Origin of the sequence: Gloeocapsopsis sp. IPPAS B-1203 (genome assembly GCF_002749975.1) — a bacterium.
GTDB lineage: Bacteria > Cyanobacteriota > Cyanobacteriia > Cyanobacteriales > Chroococcidiopsidaceae > Gloeocapsopsis.
Genome location: NZ_PEIG01000013.1, coordinates 1 through 16,866, shown reverse-complemented (window position 1 = coordinate 16,866; position 16,866 = coordinate 1). Strand labels below are relative to the sequence as shown.

Sequence of the window (16,866 nt, the reverse complement as noted above, 5' to 3'; positions counted from 1 at the left end):
AGCGCGGACACAACTGCACCGACTGTTTAAGGCAACCTACCTAACTAAATGGAGTATTAGTTATTATGCCAACGATTCACTTTGTTGACGGCGAAAAGGGAGGAGTCGGTAAATCCCTATTTTGCCGAGTTATGGTGCAATACTGCCTTGACAAGGGATATCCGTTTACCCTAGTCGAAGCCGATCGCAGTAACCCCGATGTGGGAGAGTTTTATCCAGAAGATGTTGAAGATAAAAATGGCAAAAAGATTGTCCATTATAAACAAGCTATTTTCAGCGAATCGGAACGCAAGCTTTATGAAGCAGACAAGATTTTTGAACTAGCGTTAGCCAAACCTGTAATTGTCAATTTGCCTGCTCAAGTCTTCACAGCTGTTAATGATTGGATGGAACGTAACGCCTTGTTAGATGTTAGTTCCCAGCATGGAATTGACATTTGCAAATGGTTCGTTTGCACGGGTGGTTTTGACAGTGTCAAACTGTTTGTGGAATCGGTCAATCATTTTGAAGGAAAAATTCGGCATATCCTGATTCGCAATCTGGGACTGCAAGACGATTGGTCGCACGTTTACGAGCGTAAAGAAATCAAAGATCTGATGAGCAAATACAGTATCAAAGCGATCGATTTGCCCAAATTCAGCTACCGAGAGCGAGACTATATCGATGAATATCGGATCTCATTTGCCCAAGCGAGGGGACTCAATGAGTTGGGAGTTTTAGGGTTACAGCGCATCCATAAGTTTCTCAAAGAGGCGTATACAAACATCGACCAAACCGAAGTGTGGAGTAAGCCAGTGAAATCTACTCGGTCTGCTTCTAAGTCATCTAAATCAAACGCTTTGGCTGCTGCAACTGCTGAAACTCCAGCTACTGATGCCCAAGCCGTTGTGAGTGGTAAGTAACTAATTACAGTGAATAAATAGAATTCGATCTATGGCAACCAAGCCGCAAGTTGATGACGAAAACGAATTTACAGACAATGAGCTGGACGACGAAGACTTGTCCGAGTTGTTGGACGAGTCAGATACAAACGCTGCAATTGAGCCACTCACGGCTGAAGTACCTAAGAAGGCTTCAGAGAAAGTTATCTCTAATGGGATGACCCGTGAAGCAGTTAACCAACGCAAAAAGAAGCGATTGCTCTACGAACAACGGCGCAAGCAGCTCGATCGCACGATCCTGGCTTTAGCCCTGCGGGGAAAAGATGAGTCGTTCAAAGCCAAGGTCTACGAAATCGTCATCCAAACGGGACTCGATCCCGAAGATCCAGCTTTTTTGCTGCTGGTCGCTACAGGGCGATTAGAGCTGCTGCTGGAGGAATCTCCCAAAGAGCTAGAAGCGTTGTTCGACCAATGGGCTCAAGGCATTCACGCGCAACTGCAAAACTACCGAGAAGGACTGGAGCACTACGAACGAGCAGCTCTCAAAGCTCAAGAGAAGGCGATCGCCCAATCGGTGCAGGCGCTGCTCCAAAAAGCTGCTATTGACAAATTTCTACACTCGATCAATGCCATTTCCATTGCGGCTGGAGCTGTAGTACTCCTGGTAGCAGGGGGACTGGGTTCGGTGTTGGGAGTGGGGTGGACAACCTGGCAACAAGCACAGGTGGAGTATGCCCCTGGCAAACCTCGCCAGCTCACCCTAGAGGAAGTCACCGCTTTGAAGTGGGCAACCAGTTCTGAAGGGCAATTTGCCCGCAACCTGATGAGTTGGAACCAAACTCTGCTTGCCCAACAGGGATTCAGCCGCAGCCGACTGTGCGAACAAGATGCTAAACAACTCGGCGTCACACTGGAGTTGGAAGGAAGAAAAGCCAAGAGTGGGTTTTGTACCCTCTGGATTGTGCCGCCCAACCAACGCAAGTTTTGAGCGATGCAAAACTCTCTCTCATCTGAAAGGTGTTTGTGCGCTACCGCTGATAAATTGTGTGGTTTGATAAAACCAAAACTTAGCGATTCTGGTGGGTAGATTTTAACGAATTGTGTGTCGCCTGTTGATGTTGGTTCTGCCTTATTCAACACTCACGCCTTTATGAATCACACTAAACTGACTTTTATTCTGTTAGGAGCGCTATTGACTGGATCGGGCTGTTCTGCTTCAATCACAGCCAATAATTCGGCGACTTCTGCATCAGTCCAACCACATGAAGTAGCACAGGCAATTCCTCAGTATCCTCCTCTTTATGAAGTGCAGGTACAAGTATGCGGTGACATCATAGTTTCACAGAATAGCAACGGAGAACGATGCGCTGCTAACAAATTATATTTGTGGGGACCTGTCGGAGAAACTCGTTTAGTTCAAACCGAGCTAGACATGCCACTGACTAGTAACTTGGGTCATCGAGTAGCTGTTCGAGCTAAAGGTTGCTACCCAGCTTACAAGCAACCGAATGAAAACCAATTTTACTGGGCAGGTATGGAAGTTCGCGTACACAAAGGTGGTAAAACATTGGCAGAAAGCAAAAAGACATTGCTTTCAAACGAGCAAGTGCATGAAGTTGTCAAAAACCGATTCTCTGGTGTAACGATTCAAACCTTTGGTAGACCGGATTGCCAACCTGCAGATGTTGAGCGATATATGAAGCTCCAACAATCGAGGAAAATAAAAAAGATTTAACTTGTTCTCTGTTTCGTACTGTTTTTGTGACTCCATTAAAAAAATAACTACACCTACTACGTGTAGTCATTCAACGTTAGTGACAGAATCTAAGCTAAAACGATCATAAGTATTTAAGCCAAGGGTACTATGGCAATTGATCCCTCCTTGAAGGAACAAAAGTAAGGAACAAAAGAGAAGCCAAGCAGCAGAAGCGCTGCACTATTTTGAGTCAGCCCACAGGGAAGATTTGGAGGCGATTATTCAGGTTTTGGTGAAGATCGCACCAGCGGATTTAGCCGCATCTTGCTAACAAAGGCAGGAGTTCAGGCGATCGCAAGCTTGGCGATCGCCTAGAAATTCTGTTAGCAAAACTTGCAAGTTTTGCTAACAGATTATTTATGCACGACGAGCCAGAACTCCAGGTACGAGAAGAAAAGCAGCACACACGCGCTGTCAACACGCGGGAAGTGACGTTTACCTGCACCGTATGCGAGCAGACAGTGACACAGCATCGGTTTCCTGGTCCTGTGCCGCAGTATTGTAGTAACTAGTGCAAGCTAGTGCAAGCAGACAGCCCGCCGAGAGCAGATGCGGGAACTCATGAGAGCGAGACGCAAAGCCCAGCTGCCGAAGAAACGGGGCAGACCAAGGAAGACAAATTTGTAAAAAAATGAGCTACATCAAAGAGAGTAGCTCATTTTTTTGGGCTTATGATGCCTGTGCGATTCGCTCAGCCCGCTGTTGCTTGTGAGCGGCACGACGCTCTTTTACAGCGTCAAGGTTCTTGAGTCCGTAAAACTTGCGGGCTGCTTCCAACAGTTGCTCTAGGCTCCAGTCAGCATAATCGCTGCGAAAGTCAGCGTTGTGCTGCTCCCAGTCGAAGGTCTGTCCATTGAAGCGAGCTTTTGCAGTCAATTCCCGTCCCGTTTCCTCCCTAAGTACTTCGATGACCATTAGGCGTACCTTTTCGGCATAGGAAATTGTCCGTTCCAGAGCAGCAGTGCGGGTCACGGTTTTAGCGGTGTTCTTAGCCATTTTCTTCTCCTTATCCTTATTCACTATTGATTGGCTTTCCTCACGAAAATCGCGTCGGCAGACGCAATCTATTCAATTCAATCCAATTTCTAAATTCATTAGATTGAACTCGCAAAACCTGCGACCTATAGTCGCCTCCGCTCTCCAACTTCCACAGATGTTTCACGGGACTGTAAAAAAAATCCCAGTCCTTAATAAAGTCTGGGATTTCTTGCAGGCATTACAGAGTTTAGTTTATGCGAGTTCGATTTCGTCTCCCTCCAAATCCTCCATCTCCAAGCTGTATCCTGCATCCTCATCGGAGAGGTCTGCAAAGCCGCCTGCATTGGCGATGCGCTCTCTTCGGCGCTGTTTGTGTTGAACTCGGCGTTCTCGGATTTCGTCCAGGCTGTTCAAGCCGAACTTGATACGTGCGTAACGCATCAATTCCTTGAGGGAAGTTGCTCCGTAGTCCTTACGGAACTGAGCGTTGAATTCTTCCCAGTCAAAGTCCTGGTTGCTGAACCGAGCGGTAGCGGAGAGTTCACGACCTGCTTCTTCCCGCACTACTTCCAGTACCATCAATCTGATCTTTTCCTGATACGGAATGACCAATTCTAATGCTGGTGTGTGTTTGCGCTGCTTGGTGGATTTGGCAGACTTACGAGTTGCAGTTGCAGTAGCCATGATTTTTTTCTCCTTTTGGTTGTTTGAATGGCTCACGAGCATTGCGTTGGCAAACGCATTCCAGTTCAATTTCGCTTCGAGTCAGTGCGGGTTGACGCTTTCTCAACTTCTTCGCGGCGATCGCCGCGAAGCTTGGTTAATCCAAGCTGCCAAATTTAATAAAAAAAATCCCTGCATCTACTCGGTCTAGTTGCAGGGATCGCGCAATCGCCTTGTTACAATCGCCTTTTTGGTTTCAGCCGATGCTTTCGCTATTCCAGCTCGTCGTCTTCCTCGTCCTCAAAGTCCTCATCATCATCGTCAAGGTCATCCTCATCATCCCCTTCGTCGAGATCGGACTCGGCTGCGGCATCGAGGTCGTCCTCATCGTCGAGAACGCTGTCATCAAACTCTTCGTCATCACCTTCAAGGTCTTCGTCTTCAGACTGCTCCTGGATAGCATTGCGCCGCTCCAGCGACTGCCTATTAAACTCAACCAAATCAGCCACAGCTTGAGTAGGCTCTTCGCTGATGGTGTCGTAAAAGTAACTAGCGATTTTTGCCATCACTGGAGCTGAATACTTGGGCGCTTCGGGCTTACCAAAGAGGAGTACGAATACTTTGGTGTTCCATTTTTGCCAGTCAAAAGTGCCATTGTTTTTGCGGACTTGGGTTTGCAAATCCAAGCCCATCTTTTCCCTCAAAGCATGGTAGACCTTTAAAGCCACTCGCTTTTTGCGATCGTTTAGGTTGACTTTATAAGTCTTTTTGAGAGTTGTAGTCACCCGCCCAATTAAATCGTTTGCAGAAGCCGCAGGTTTGGTAGCGGTATTAGTAGTAGCTTGAGACTTGGCATTGGCTGTAGCTGAACCATTTTTGTTGACAGTGGATTTAGTTGTAGTTGCCATAGATATGAACCACTAGATATTAAGGTTTACCACAACTAAAGCCACGGACGTGGCTTTCCCTTCGTCTCCATTTCCTCGCTTTTCCTTACCTCCCCCTTCTCCTCCATTTTTTAATTTTTTGCGTATTTAGTTCTGCCGGATAAAGATGGCGATTGCTGCTAAAAAAAGTCGGCTGAGGAGCGGAATGGCTTACCTAGAGCGAAAGCGGCTAACAAAGGTGGGTACAGACTTTTCTATAAGATTGAGTAAATCTGAAATAGACATGGGTAGTTTTCTTAGTTTACTCACCTGAGTCTGGAGTACCTCATGCATTGAGTCAGGAGATAGGTCATACAGGTAAATCAAGAACCGATCTGCACTCTGGGCTTCAACACGAAATGCTCAGTCTGCACCAGGTTACTGCCAGCAAATACCTCTGCAATTCTCCTAGTGATGGCAGCAATGTATGAATGCTAGCAATCAAGAATGCAAAATAGTTGTATACACTTATATCGGTCGCTAACACCATGCCGCTACCTCACCCCGACCAACTACCTAAAATAATTCCTGCCCAAGTCGCTCGGCAGCCTGGATTTCAGCTAGGCTCAAATGATTGGATTGACTTAGACGACGAACCAATCCTAACGTCTTCAGTCAACCCAAACAATAGCCGTCTGTACGATCGCTACAACAAACGAGCAATTGCACTGCAAAACGAACCAGCTGACGAGCTGTTAAATCAGCCAGATGGCATCGAGTTAGTCTGAGCAGATGAGGCGATCGCTTCATTCACAGCTTTCTGTGTGATGTATCGGTGTTCAGTACCACTACGCAGGTCGAAGTACGCAGCAAAACGAGTCAACTCGCCGTTTACCAAATCTAGCGCCAGAGCAGCTGCAACCGTTGCTGCTTGAGCATTGATGACGAGGTTTTGCCGATCGAGTCGTGCTAGTTCTGCACAAGACAATCGATTTTCCTGGAGTTCTTCCGGCTTGTCTACCAGCAGTTCGGGGGCTTGGATGCCTGGGCTAGGTAAGCTCAAGCAGCCCAATTTTGTAAAGCGATAGTCGTTTGGCTCGACTGAAAGACTAGAGCCAACCAACACTTGTCCGTGACGATCGCCATTGCCAGCGTCAATCCACCACACGCTTTTTTGGCTACGATAGTGGTTGCGATCGAGAGCCTGATGGAGTGATCGCCGCCCAGATGCCCTGTCCACGCAACCGATCAAAACTGTTAGCGTGTTAGGGCGATCGCCCCAATAAGATTGGTAAGTAATCCACTGGGGCTGAAACGCTAATGGTACTGCCTCAATTTCAATACTGTGAGCTAGAGAGTAGCGGAGCGCTAACGTTTGAGCCTTATTGCGCCCGATCTCTGCTTCGCAAAAGCACTGTCGAATTGTGTTTTTAGCTTCAACTCGATCTGGGTCTACCAGCGTAATCTTAGTCGGCTTGCCAGAGTGAATTAGATCTAGTGCAATCCTGACAACCAGCCCAACCAGGAACGACCCCGTTCCTCCACACCCAACAATCCAAAAGTGGACGCGATCGTAGACTAGCGTGACTGGAACAGCCTCTACGATGTCATAGTTGAGGGACATTGCTGTTCTCCCATTTGTTGTAGTAGTAGCGGCTATCTTGCAAACTAAGATCCTCAAAGAAACACCCCCCTTTCAAGTTAAACACCCGAGCAAGTGGTACGTGCCAGCAATGCCCAAACAATCCCACACGCACGAGCATTTGAGGTCTTGGGCTACGAACCTTGCCCATCACGCCATAGAGCCGAAACCCCGATGACTCGTCCCGATCGTCGGTAGGAGAGAAAAACGCTGCCATTGCTCCATGCGAGTGAATCTCAATTGCTGCATTGCAAGTAGATGAGTCAGCGCTCGTATCGATTGGCTGACAGCTCGTCGTATCCTGCTTTTGTGCGGGAGTCACGAGCTGCCAATGCCCCCGAACCCACACCAGATGAAACAAAGCCTCTAGCAGGCGATCGGTTGCTGGGTCTATCGCCTGACATGCCACTACCCAAACGTGCAACAGCAACTCGATTGGCACTAGCGGTTCTACTTTCAAGTAAGGCTCAAGCGAGACTAGCCCTTTCAGAGGCTGGTGGTAGTCGATCGGCATTAGCACGTTGATGCCAGGTCGAGTAGCTCTGGCGAAGATTCCATTCTGCCCGACCCAATACTCCAGGCCGCTGCTGGAGAAGTCTAGCAGTGGCAAACTATAGGCAAACTGATGTCCGACAATGCGCTCGTCAATCAATTTCATCAAACAAATACTCCTGCACTAACTTGTCGAGCGTCATTGCTCTGCCGATAGGCAGCAGCGATCGCTCTGGTTGGGCATAGCGCCTGCTAGACGTGCGATGTAGCTCCACAAGCTGTTGGCGAATGTCGTCTTGGTAAGCCTTCTGTTTGGATTTTCCCTTCACTAGCTCTCCTGAAAATTGGCTACTGATGAATAATTCCCAAGCTGCTGGGATAGTTTGTCCACTAGCTGCTGGGGGCGTATTTTCTCCCCAGCAAATCTTTAGGTCGGCGTAAATGTTTGGTAGGGGTGGGTGAAAGCAAACTGCATCCGGAGCGAACGCTTCAACCGCCACTGCACATAGCCAATAATCCTTCTCCAGTCCGATCAAGACCAGCCCTGGCAGCGGGACTGTCAGTTTTCCGATCGCACTTAAGTCGATACAGTGACGAGCGGGGGGGACGAACATGACAGCCCAATTGCCACCAGAAGAGCAACCGCAGCGAACGACTCCTGGTGCAATCCAACTCGAATCGATCGCGGTATTGTTGAAGGCAACTCTCAAGCTATGAGGTGACAGGCATTTATAGCGATAGGTTGGTGGGTTTGTTTCAACAAGTCGTTTGTAGAAATAGCGCCCTTGCGAAATGAAAATCGCTGCTTCAACTTTGGCGGTGAGCGGGTCGCCGAGAAATTCGTCAATTATGGCAGATTCGATCGATTGAATATCTGCTGTATTGTCATCCATTGCAGTCAAAAAATAGAGTTAATCGAATTAATTTGTAATTGGATAAGGTTGGTTCCATAGTTCCAGTACAATGTTGAAATGTGCTTGTAAATCTTGTCCCAACCAATTTGTAAATTCATTGCAGCACTTGATCGCTTTCTGCGCTCGATGCCATTCTTTGGTCAGAAATCGAATCGATGCCTCAGTCCAAGGATATTTGCTGCTATAGTCCGAGCCGTAACAGTAACTGCACTGTTCGTCCAGCCAAACATTACCTGTATTTTTATCCAAGACACGCAGGACTAATGGCAGAAATTTTAACGGAGTGCCTGCTTGAAGGCAGCGTTTTCTCAACAAGTATTGAGGTACGAGATCGGGAGATTGAATTGTTTGAATGGAAATCCCAAACTCTAACTCGTACCACTCTGCCAAATCTTGGTCAATTGATATTAACCAATAATAGCCTTCACTACTAAGTGGAATTAGGATCTTCCATTCATCCAGTAGCCCTTCGATGCCGTCTTCACACTGCCAACTGATTCCCTTATCTTCAATGGGAATATGTTCTAGCCGTTGCTCGTATGCCCACTCCATTGCCCATTCTGGAAGTGGAAAGCAATGCTCGTAGAGCAAATCGAGCAACTCACGCTCTCGTTGACTGTGTCCTTGTCCGATCAGCAGAGTAGATGCACGACTGGCGGCAAACTGTTTTGGGAAAAACACCTGATACAGATGCAGCATCTGGTAAATGTTCAGCTTAGCTTCAAGAATCTCTAGGGCTTGAAACCGGCTCAAAAGTAGTCTGGGTAGATAGTTTTGCAGTCGATAAATAGCTGCTTCGGAAGTAGTTGGGATATCCATACTGACTTAAAATCCAACTGGAATCGCGCTAACAGCCAAGGATTGGTCGAGCCGTTTTAGGCACTGCTTAACTGAATCTGACGAATGCCGCGATTGAGCGATCGCCGTCTCAATCTGCTCCACAATAGCTTGAGCATTGCAGGGATTAATTCCCTGCAATAACTCGATTTTTCGCAATTTTACGCACATCAAAATAGCAGGATCGACCTCAGACGGTGCTGTATCTAAAACTGCTAAAACTGATGCTGCGGTTGGCAAGTTATAAGATGAATGGATTGTCCCTTTTGTCCCCTTTTTCGGCACAATTTTAATTTGACTTGGCTCTCGTTGGATTTCTGCTGCGGCTAGTTCGGGGCTAAGCCCACTAAATAACATTCGCAATAAATCATCGTTGTCAGCAATCGATTTGCGTACCCAATGCTGCTGTCCTTCGAGAAGAACGAGTAGTTTGTCTTCATGAATGTCATTGCTCATTTTTTAAAAGAGTGAAATTTGAGTAGTTTCGGACGATATTTGTTGTTTGGTTTCAACTGAAGGTGGTGTTGAACGAGCCGACGCTCGAGCTGAATTGGTCGATTTTGCTTTTGACTGCTGACGCTGATAGCGAATTTTACGAAGCGGCAGGTCAGCTTTAAGCTCCCCTAATAACTGAGCTAGAGCAGCGGGTAATTCTCCCAACTCAGATTCGCCTACCAGGTTAGAAATAGGAAAGTCATTGTAACTGGACGCTGCAATCAACACCTGTCGTTCTTTGGCATCTGAATTTAAAGGAAGCCAGACGAGCTGCAATCGAATCGGGGTTTCATGCCAGCGATACGAACGCCCTTTCTCGCTGCTAAGTTGCAGTGTTTGAGATGTTGCAGCCGATACCGAGGAGCTTGCAAGTTGCTCTAAAAGCTGCAAAAACTCTTTCCCCGCTTGCCAGCGCTTGCGATCAAACAAAAGTCCGTGCGCCTGAAATTGCGCTTCCGGCGCTTTGTCGGTTAAGCACTCCTCAAGCTGTTGCACTCGAACAGAAACAGCTTGAGCTGCTGCTTCTAAGGTAAGCCATCGTGCCATATTGTCAATTAGTAGCTATCAGTTGCAAATGGCGGTAGCCAAAAGCTGGCTCGAAGTTCGCGGTTTATAGTGGCAGCGATCGCAGTTTCAAGTTTCAGCTCGATCGAGCGTTCCATCCCAAAAAAGCGATCGCCTCTAACTACTTTCGATCGATTTTCAGTAGAATTAATGTACGTAATGCTGTACATCATTTATGTTCTCCTACGAAATTACTTCTCCAACGGATGCCAGGAATAGCTTCTTTCAGTTATTAGACTCTGTAGTTGAAAACCATCAAGTTTTCATCATCAAACGGCGCGAAGGAGAAAATGTGGCGCTGATTGCCGAATCAGACTTAACTAGCCTGGTTGAAACAGTGTATCTGTTGCGAAACCCTGCCAATGGTCGTCGCCTGCTCGATGCGATCGCCGAATCAAAATTGGGCAAAATTCAGCCTCAGACAATAGAAGAACTACGGCAGGAGTTGGGAATTGGCAGCGAAGAGAAAGAAGCATGAATCAGAGGAAACTCCGCTACCGATTCAGCGCAGTCCTGGATTCAGCTCGCAATTTAAGGAAGACTTGGCTTGGTGGTTCAAGACTGAATATAAAAAAGCATCCAAAATTTTAGATCTGGTTACGGCTGTGATGGCAGACCCGTTTCAAGGAATTGGTAAACCAGAACCATTAAAATACTTGGATGCAGATGTTTGGTCGCGCCGAATTGACTTAGAACATCGGCTGATCTATCTAGTCGGCAGTACTCAAATTGATTTTCTCGCTTGCAGATTTCACTACAAAGATTGACCGACAATAACTAACTACAAGCTCGGTCAACAGCTTTAGCAAACTATTTCTTTGGCATAACATAGTCTAAGCTCAAGTTTTCTTTGACTAGAGCAATTAAATAGCACTCCACAACTCTATCTGCTGCAATTGAGTAAATTTCTCCACGACTTTGACTTCGCAATCTTCAACAGAAGTTACTCCATGAACGTGTGACAATATTCGTTCGTTGACGACTACGAATGGTGGACTCCACTTCGTTCGCTTCTTGGCATCGCCAACTTTAACATTAAACTTGTACCCCAACCGATGCTGTTTACGAATTTCCCACTCCTGATAAAGTTGGGGATATTGAATACACCAGACTTCGTGTATGTCATCAGGATAGAGGCAGCCGCAAGCGATCGCCCACCGCACGCACCGATCGCTCGTAGATGCACAGCACAACCTGGCGCACAACGATAGGCTGAAGCGGCAAAGACACCATCTTGTGTCTGGGTGTCCCTTTAAGCCCAATTAATTTGGAGGCGATCGCCTCCATTGAGCAAATCGGCAACAGTCGGCTGTCCAGGGTTGGAAAAGCGAAACGCCTGCCACGGAACGGTTGGTTTGTAGAAAGCATCAATCGCTGCCCTTAATTGTGGTAGATCCAATCAAATAATTGGTACATAACAGCTTCAATAGGCGCTACCCACATTGAATGGGGAATGAGTAATAGGTAACGGGCAGCCTAGCGCCGAGAATGTTTAGCTACGGATTGAACCTCACCTTTGATCTGCTCTAGGCTGGTCGGGGCAATCTCGTAGACGACCCTGCGCCTGCGTTCCACGCGAGTCCCTGGTACTGGAGTACCTTTACTCCAAGCTGCTTTAATTTTGGTTTTATCTGGTTTGCGCTCTTCCACTACCTTCACGGTGATGTAATCTGGAGGTACTTCATTTAGGTTGAGGATTTCACACGCAGGTGGATTGAGTTTTATTCGGATTCGCCGAGACTGTCCTGCTGCCTCACTGCTAACTAGCCCTGATTCATTCAAACGCAGGATGGTAGTATCCAGGTTTTCTCGCCAACGGACGAGCCGAGCAAGCTCTTTGGTGTGAATACTGACTAAATGCTCCATCCTAGCTTTCACGGCTGCAATCTCAGCGTCAATTTGATCGGCTAACTCTGCCTGAGCATCAATGGCAGCTTCTCGATCGTCTTGAACTTGCCACAGCTGAGTTAAAATTTCAACTTCTTCTTCCAGGGTTTCAGCCCTAGAAAGCTGTCTCCAAATTTTTGCAGCTAGTAAACTTAGCCCTTTGAGAGACTGAGACATGATAGATATAGGCAATTGGGAACGCTTAGGCTGACCGTTTGTTGAACCCGTTTTCACTATTGAAGTCATGGAGTAGATAAATTTAGAACTGCTAAGAGCGCTTGCGCGGTAGCGCCCAGCTAAAGCAAGTTGTATGCATAACCCGTTGTTTCGAGCATCATCGTGAAGCAGCGATCGCGCAAGCGCCTCAATATTCTCAAGAAACTGAGTTGAGCTAGTTGGCGGTGACTATGTTACAGCTCAACAACTGTAAAAATCTAAGCAAGGTTCGAGCCTTAGATGCCAAGATAGGACGCTAGGAGAAACAGCAACAGAGCATAATTACTAGAGAAGCCAAGAAGTATATGATGCCCAGCCGCCTAAAAGACAGATATTAGACTTTATCATTCCTGTCGGGAAGACCCCAAGTCGCAGTAATGTATCCTGGGGAAACTTCCTCACAATATTGAAATATAAAGGGGATATCTACAGTTGTGAAATACGCTATCTAAATAGATTTTTCCCCTGTTCCAAAAGATGTTTTAACTGTGGCTACATCAAGGAGGATCTAACTCTTGCTACTCGTGAATAGGAGTGTCCAGAATGCAAGAGCTTTTGGGAGCGTGACACAAATGCTGCCCTCAACCTGATACTCTTTTCTGAATCAAAAATACCTCTGGAAGAGGGGAAATTCACGCCGAACAGCCTGTTGTAAGACTGGGCATCACCCGCTTTCTTTGGGTGAGGTCAGGAAGCCCTGCACGTATTTTTACGTTCGCGTAGCGTGCGCTTAGCGCATAGTGCGGGGTACTTCACGCTGGAACCTTATTGTCAGTTGAATGTAAGTTCTGGCTTACGGCATCAGTGTTGGGATATTGAAACTTTTTAGCTAAGACTTCGGCTGAGAAAGCTATTACCGCAGCAATTTCTGTTGGGTCTAGTCTAAGAATATCAGCTTTGATTTGTTCGGGCGTGCGGCTGTATTTTGTGCCACTAGATAGGTATTCGTCGAGAGAAACCTCGCTGTCTAGGTAGAGTAAGAGCGATTCAGCCGTGCCGCCAGTTGCTCGTGCCAGTCCTTTGAAGTTGTTTGAGTTTGGCTCTGGAAGATTTTTACCAGCAAGCCAACGCCCAATCGTCGGCTGAGACACACCAATCGCTCTACTCAAGCTGGTTTGGTTCCAGCCGGAACTCAACATTGACTCAATTAACTCTATCAGTCGGTATTGGCGGTTTTCCACAGAGACTAGTTCGTGCTTTACGTGAATTTACGTATTTCTATTTTGTGACAAAGATCGATCAGTTCACAAGTTTGCGTTGCATTACATTTCCATCTAATAAATGTATAATGCATTATAAACTATACACTTGCATAAACTAAAGCTTTTAAGGTGAGAGAACCAAAGCAGGAGTTAGAGTCAATATTTCATAAATTGGTTCCCCTGGATCAATTAAAGCCACACCCCCGCAACACTAGCATTTACGGCGATGATGAAGACGTTTCTGATTTGGTTGATTTGATATCTTGCAGTGGATGGATTAAACCTTTAGTTGTTACTCCTTCAAGTATTATTATCAGCGGTCATCGGCGTTGGAAAGCTGCAATAAAACTCGGCCTTGAAACTGTACCCTGTGTAGAGAGAGAATTTCCGGACGAGTTGGCAGAACTACAAGCACTACTATTAGAGAATGCTAGCCGCCAGAAGACCAATGAGCAGAAAGTAAGAGAAGGCAAGGCTTGGGAAAGTATCGAGTCAGAGTTAGCTAAAGCGCGAAAATTAGCTACCCAAAACAACAATACGGCTAGAGCAGAGTGGAAAAATTTTTCCACTCTGGTAAATGACTTTGGCAGAGTTCGCGATCGCATTGCACAACGGGTAGGACTTGGATCGGGGGTGACTTACTCTAAAGCTGCCAAGGTAGTGGAGCTGATCGATCAATCAATAGGTTTGGACGATTGCAAGCAGGCGGCAGCACTCCGTTTGATCCTCAACGAGCAGAGCATAAATGCTGCTTATAGAGTCATACGAGAATCAGTTGAGAAACGCCAATACGTCATAGATAAAATTGCTTCAGGGGAACTGTCGGTCAAACGCGGGATTGCATTGCTTAAGTCCGATCAGCAACTTCCTAGTCCGAGTGTAACAGCATCTACAGAAGCGGACGAGCAGGAGTTGTCTTCTTCGAGCGGTAATCGGGGCAAAGCAGCAAGCGATCGCGCAGACAAGGACAACCCCTGTAAAAGTTGCTGGAACTGTCATTGGAGGGGAGAATCTATTGATAACCAAACCATCTATTGCTACCAGCACGGCACTCTCAACATGGTAGAAAAAGATGGAGTTCAACGAGCGCTTGAATGCGAATACTGGCAAGAGCATACCATCTCCAACCATAAAGCAGATTTTGGAAAAGGCGATAAACCGCTCGTTCAATATACTGTCTATCTTCCAGCCCAATTGGCAGAAGCTGTGCAACAAAGGGCTTATTCTACCAATAATTTAACTATTGAGAAGTATATTCACTCACTCATCCTAGCTGACCTAGGAAAGGCTGACCTCAACGCTAACCATGACAGAGCCATAGTAGCTTCTGGGCTAGCAGATGATTCTATAACAACCGAGCAACTCGTCCCCCAACAAGGTGACGCGGCTTCTGAATTGAATAGGAGCGAAACAAGCTCGCCAATCTTATCCCCAGATCGAATAGCTCCGTTGACGACTTTGCACTTCTCAAGAGAGCAAAACTGATGCGGAAACCAAACGATAATAGCGTTTGTAAAAAGCTTCGACGAGTTTACAGCTTGGAATTAGACAAGCGTTACCGCCACCTATAGGCGACTGGCGACTCTTGGCGAGTAGAGGAAATCTACGTAGCAGTTAAAGGTAAGTGGCGGACAAGCAAGGCAATACCTTGTAGCTGGCGATTGGTACTACAGTCATGTGTAAGTTGAGGAGTAGAATGGAGATGGTGCGTAAAAGCATACCTGGCAGCAAGCCGAAGCAATTAGCTACTAAAGGTGGAACCCGCCGCACGCGGTCCACTCGGCAAGTGGCTCAGAAACAGGATAGCAAAAAGCAACGTCAACTTACAGATAGACCTCAAACTAGTCCCGATCTCTTTGTCAATTCAACAACAACCAGTATGGCTTCAGCAATGCCAATTTGGGGAGCAAGTAGTATCCTGACGCAGAGGAAGGATTTGCCTTGGAGCGCCGATCCCAATGGTAAGCTGTGCTACGCCAAAGATGTTGAAAATGGTAAGGGAGTAGTCCTGTTTTGGGTAACGGAAGACCTGGAACATGAATATCCAGCAACACTAGCAGGTGCTGCGGCTCTAGCTGTCATTGATACTTTTGACATTCGAGCAGCTTGTATGCACCTGATTTATGCTGCCCATGCTACGCAGTTGGATCGCCCTTGGGAACAGGAACTCGTCATAGACGATCGGCAAATCGAAGCTTATCTCGGTCTTCAAAAACGTACCGATAAAAACCGACAACAAAAGTTAGCACTAATTAAAGAAATCGCCCAACAACCTTGCAAAATTACAACTTATGTTTCCTGGCCCGCTCAAGGCAAAGCGAAAGGGTTTACTGTAGAGGAAGGTAGGCTTTGGCATTTATTAGGAATTCGTTACCACTATCAACAAGATTTATTTGGTAATAAAGAGCTAACAGGCATCACTTTTACTGTTCGAGCTGGGCTATGGGCAAAGTACTTTCTCAACGATGAAGGACGTAGAGATATTAGTGCTTACTGTCTGTGCGGCGAACTATCTAAAGCATTGCTGGAGGATATTATGAGCCTTTGGCAACATCGTGAAGGTGCCGCCCGATTGATGGTGTGGCTGCTCTTCAAATCTAAAATTGATCGGCAGAATCATCATGTAGCGCAGACTTTGATGGAAATTGCCTACGGCTCTCAAAGAATTGAAGCGGCAAGACAAGATAGCCAACTTCGTAAAAAACTTGCTAATAGTTGGGACGAGGACTTGTTAGCCCTGCACGACAAAGGTTGGCAACTTTACTTTCACCCAGAAACCTACTCTCCACAGTTGCGACCTCCTGGTTTTGGGCGCAGCAACCCGAGCAGACCGAAAGGATTCTTCGACCAACTTCTATCAGCACAGCTATGGATCGATCCTCCAGAAAGTTGGAAAAAAGATGCGATCGCTCCTAGACGAACTAGCGAGCCTGAAATACAACCAGTAGGATTACCAGCCCAGACAAAATATACTCTCACTGGTGCCCAAATCAAAGCTCGTAGAAAGGAAAAAGGTTGGAGTCAGCCAAAATTATCCGCACTTAGCGGACTCAGCCAAGGCTTAATTTCTCTAATTGAGAACGAAAAGCGTTCCCTGACAAGTGAAAACCAAGAAATTTTGGAACGAACTTTTGCATTAAATTCTTGATCTTACTCGTCCGACGAAGGCTTCTAGAAGGTTGCTCGGAACGTCATGAGTCGAGCGCTCTGATTCCTGGCTAATTTTTGGCGATCGTTACAAAACCTATTACAAAATCTACAGTACCCATGTACAGGATTTTAAAGCACGCTTTTTGCTATTAGTCCCCTAGATATAGAGCTGTTATGAGAATCAACTTATTTTAAAGTTGGGCTATAGCAATTCCACGCTCGACGCTAAAACTTCCAGATACCCAAGTTTGTAACATATTACAAATAACTCTAGAACCCCACCCAAAATTATTACAAACGGCTCTAGAACCCCACCCCCCAAA

The 16,866-nt window shown here is 46.5% G+C and carries 26 protein-coding genes; 11 read left to right on the top strand and 15 right to left on the bottom strand.

Annotation, left to right across the window (positions count from 1 at the left end):
- Window positions 1-65: 65 nt before the first annotated feature.
- The 4 genes from CSQ79_RS20200 to CSQ79_RS28195 all read left to right on the top strand — a co-directional run bounded on the left by CSQ79_RS20200 (window position 66) and on the right by CSQ79_RS28195 (window position 3,149).
- Window positions 66-902, top strand: a complete 837-nt coding sequence (locus tag CSQ79_RS20200; protein WP_099702948.1) for a P-loop NTPase family protein — start codon at window positions 66-68, stop codon at window positions 900-902.
- Between the two features lie 31 nt (window positions 903-933).
- The gene (locus CSQ79_RS20195) at window positions 934-1,869 is read left to right on the top strand and encodes a DUF6753 family protein (protein ID WP_015328649.1); all 936 of its coding nucleotides are present in this window, start codon (window positions 934-936) and stop codon (window positions 1,867-1,869) included.
- Between the two features lie 114 nt (window positions 1,870-1,983).
- Window positions 1,984-2,616: a hypothetical protein gene (locus CSQ79_RS20190; RefSeq protein WP_289501368.1), complete on the top strand. Its 633-nt coding sequence runs from the start codon at window positions 1,984-1,986 to the stop codon at window positions 2,614-2,616.
- Between the two features lie 380 nt (window positions 2,617-2,996).
- Entirely contained in the window at window positions 2,997-3,149 is a 153-nt protein-coding gene (locus tag CSQ79_RS28195) for a hypothetical protein (protein WP_289501367.1), read from the top strand.
- A gap of 157 nt (window positions 3,150-3,306) precedes the next feature.
- Here the strand turns inward: CSQ79_RS28195 and CSQ79_RS20185 are convergent, their stop codons facing one another.
- A complete protein-coding gene (locus CSQ79_RS20185; protein ID WP_289501366.1) occupies window positions 3,307-3,657 on the bottom strand; it encodes a hypothetical protein in 351 nt (116 codons plus the stop codon).
- A gap of 210 nt (window positions 3,658-3,867) precedes the next feature.
- Window positions 3,868-4,299: a hypothetical protein gene (locus tag CSQ79_RS20180; protein WP_099702947.1), complete on the bottom strand. Its 432-nt coding sequence runs from the start codon at window positions 4,297-4,299 to the stop codon at window positions 3,868-3,870.
- Between the two features lie 27 nt (window positions 4,300-4,326).
- Here CSQ79_RS20180 and CSQ79_RS28190 point away from each other — a divergent pair, with 27 nt between their 5' ends.
- Window positions 4,327-4,458, top strand: coding sequence for a hypothetical protein (locus CSQ79_RS28190; protein ID WP_289501365.1), 132 nt, complete (start codon window positions 4,327-4,329; stop codon window positions 4,456-4,458).
- Between the two features lie 92 nt (window positions 4,459-4,550).
- Here the strand turns inward: CSQ79_RS28190 and CSQ79_RS28185 are convergent, their stop codons facing one another.
- Both CSQ79_RS28185 and CSQ79_RS29000 read right to left on the bottom strand, forming a co-directional pair.
- Complete coding sequence (locus CSQ79_RS28185; protein WP_289501364.1) at window positions 4,551-5,186, bottom strand: hypothetical protein; 636 nt, start codon at window positions 5,184-5,186, stop codon at window positions 4,551-4,553.
- Between the two features lie 189 nt (window positions 5,187-5,375).
- Complete coding sequence (locus CSQ79_RS29000; protein WP_502693946.1) at window positions 5,376-5,531, bottom strand: VapC50 family PIN domain-containing toxin; 156 nt, start codon at window positions 5,529-5,531, stop codon at window positions 5,376-5,378.
- A 161-nt stretch (window positions 5,532-5,692) separates the two neighbouring features.
- Here CSQ79_RS29000 and CSQ79_RS20165 point away from each other — a divergent pair, with 161 nt between their 5' ends.
- Window positions 5,693-5,932: a hypothetical protein gene (locus tag CSQ79_RS20165; protein ID WP_099702945.1), complete on the top strand. Its 240-nt coding sequence runs from the start codon at window positions 5,693-5,695 to the stop codon at window positions 5,930-5,932.
- On the opposite strand, the gene CSQ79_RS20160 is transcribed toward CSQ79_RS20165, so the two are convergent.
- From CSQ79_RS20160 to CSQ79_RS20130, 7 genes are all read right to left on the bottom strand, one after another.
- On the bottom strand, window positions 5,905-6,768 hold the full coding sequence (locus CSQ79_RS20160) for a ThiF family adenylyltransferase (RefSeq protein WP_099702944.1): 864 nt from the start codon (window positions 6,766-6,768) through the stop codon (window positions 5,905-5,907). The genes CSQ79_RS20165 and CSQ79_RS20160 overlap by 28 nt on opposite strands.
- Window positions 6,752-7,300, bottom strand: a complete 549-nt coding sequence (locus CSQ79_RS20155) for a Mov34/MPN/PAD-1 family protein (RefSeq protein WP_289501363.1) — start codon at window positions 7,298-7,300, stop codon at window positions 6,752-6,754. Before CSQ79_RS20155 ends, CSQ79_RS20160 begins: the two co-directional genes overlap by 17 nt.
- 130 nt (window positions 7,301-7,430) lie before the next feature.
- Entirely contained in the window at window positions 7,431-8,171 is a 741-nt protein-coding gene (locus CSQ79_RS20150) for a hypothetical protein (protein WP_099702942.1), read from the bottom strand.
- Window positions 8,172-8,198: 27 nt separating this feature from the next.
- Entirely contained in the window at window positions 8,199-9,011 is an 813-nt protein-coding gene (locus CSQ79_RS20145; RefSeq protein WP_099702941.1) for a hypothetical protein, read from the bottom strand.
- 6 nt (window positions 9,012-9,017) lie between these two features.
- The gene (locus CSQ79_RS20140; RefSeq protein WP_015328661.1) at window positions 9,018-9,485 is read right to left on the bottom strand and encodes a hypothetical protein; all 468 of its coding nucleotides are present in this window, start codon (window positions 9,483-9,485) and stop codon (window positions 9,018-9,020) included.
- A gap of 3 nt (window positions 9,486-9,488) precedes the next feature.
- Window positions 9,489-10,070 (bottom strand): hypothetical protein, encoded by a 582-nt coding sequence (locus CSQ79_RS20135; RefSeq protein WP_099702940.1) that lies wholly within the window; start codon window positions 10,068-10,070, stop codon window positions 9,489-9,491.
- Between the two features lie 8 nt (window positions 10,071-10,078).
- Window positions 10,079-10,261: a hypothetical protein gene (locus CSQ79_RS20130; protein ID WP_015328663.1), complete on the bottom strand. Its 183-nt coding sequence runs from the start codon at window positions 10,259-10,261 to the stop codon at window positions 10,079-10,081.
- A 2-nt stretch (window positions 10,262-10,263) separates the two neighbouring features.
- Here CSQ79_RS20130 and CSQ79_RS20125 point away from each other — a divergent pair, with 2 nt between their 5' ends.
- Together CSQ79_RS20125 and CSQ79_RS20120 are read left to right on the top strand one after the other, a co-directional pair.
- Window positions 10,264-10,566 carry a type II toxin-antitoxin system Phd/YefM family antitoxin gene (locus CSQ79_RS20125; RefSeq protein WP_015328664.1) on the top strand — a complete coding sequence of 101 codons (303 nt, stop codon included), beginning with the start codon at window positions 10,264-10,266 and terminating at the stop codon, window positions 10,564-10,566.
- On the top strand, window positions 10,541-10,855 hold the full coding sequence (locus CSQ79_RS20120) for a Txe/YoeB family addiction module toxin (protein WP_099702939.1): 315 nt from the start codon (window positions 10,541-10,543) through the stop codon (window positions 10,853-10,855). Before CSQ79_RS20125 ends, CSQ79_RS20120 begins: the two co-directional genes overlap by 26 nt.
- 96 nt (window positions 10,856-10,951) lie before the next feature.
- Here CSQ79_RS20120 and CSQ79_RS20115 read toward each other — a convergent pair whose 3' ends face one another.
- The 3 genes from CSQ79_RS20115 to CSQ79_RS20110 form a co-directional block, all read right to left on the bottom strand.
- Complete coding sequence (locus CSQ79_RS20115) at window positions 10,952-11,251, bottom strand: hypothetical protein (RefSeq protein WP_099702938.1); 300 nt, start codon at window positions 11,249-11,251, stop codon at window positions 10,952-10,954.
- A gap of 89 nt (window positions 11,252-11,340) precedes the next feature.
- Window positions 11,341-11,487: a hypothetical protein gene (locus tag CSQ79_RS28180; protein WP_289501362.1), complete on the bottom strand. Its 147-nt coding sequence runs from the start codon at window positions 11,485-11,487 to the stop codon at window positions 11,341-11,343.
- Window positions 11,488-11,564: 77 nt separating this feature from the next.
- On the bottom strand, window positions 11,565-12,152 hold the full coding sequence (locus CSQ79_RS20110) for a siphovirus Gp157 family protein (RefSeq protein ID WP_099702937.1): 588 nt from the start codon (window positions 12,150-12,152) through the stop codon (window positions 11,565-11,567).
- 445 nt (window positions 12,153-12,597) lie between these two features.
- On the opposite strand from CSQ79_RS20110, the gene CSQ79_RS28995 reads away from it, so the two are divergent.
- Entirely contained in the window at window positions 12,598-12,723 is a 126-nt protein-coding gene (locus CSQ79_RS28995; protein ID WP_502693945.1) for a hypothetical protein, read from the top strand.
- 220 nt (window positions 12,724-12,943) lie between these two features.
- On the opposite strand, the gene CSQ79_RS20100 is transcribed toward CSQ79_RS28995, so the two are convergent.
- Complete coding sequence (locus CSQ79_RS20100; RefSeq protein ID WP_143755483.1) at window positions 12,944-13,372, bottom strand: helix-turn-helix domain-containing protein; 429 nt, start codon at window positions 13,370-13,372, stop codon at window positions 12,944-12,946.
- Between the two features lie 150 nt (window positions 13,373-13,522).
- On the opposite strand from CSQ79_RS20100, the gene CSQ79_RS20095 reads away from it, so the two are divergent.
- The gene (locus tag CSQ79_RS20095; protein WP_099702936.1) at window positions 13,523-14,878 is read left to right on the top strand and encodes a ParB/RepB/Spo0J family partition protein; all 1,356 of its coding nucleotides are present in this window, start codon (window positions 13,523-13,525) and stop codon (window positions 14,876-14,878) included.
- Between the two features lie 217 nt (window positions 14,879-15,095).
- Window positions 15,096-16,541: a helix-turn-helix domain-containing protein gene (locus tag CSQ79_RS20085; RefSeq protein WP_099703048.1), complete on the top strand. Its 1,446-nt coding sequence runs from the start codon at window positions 15,096-15,098 to the stop codon at window positions 16,539-16,541.
- The last annotated feature ends 325 nt before the right edge of the window (window positions 16,542-16,866 follow it).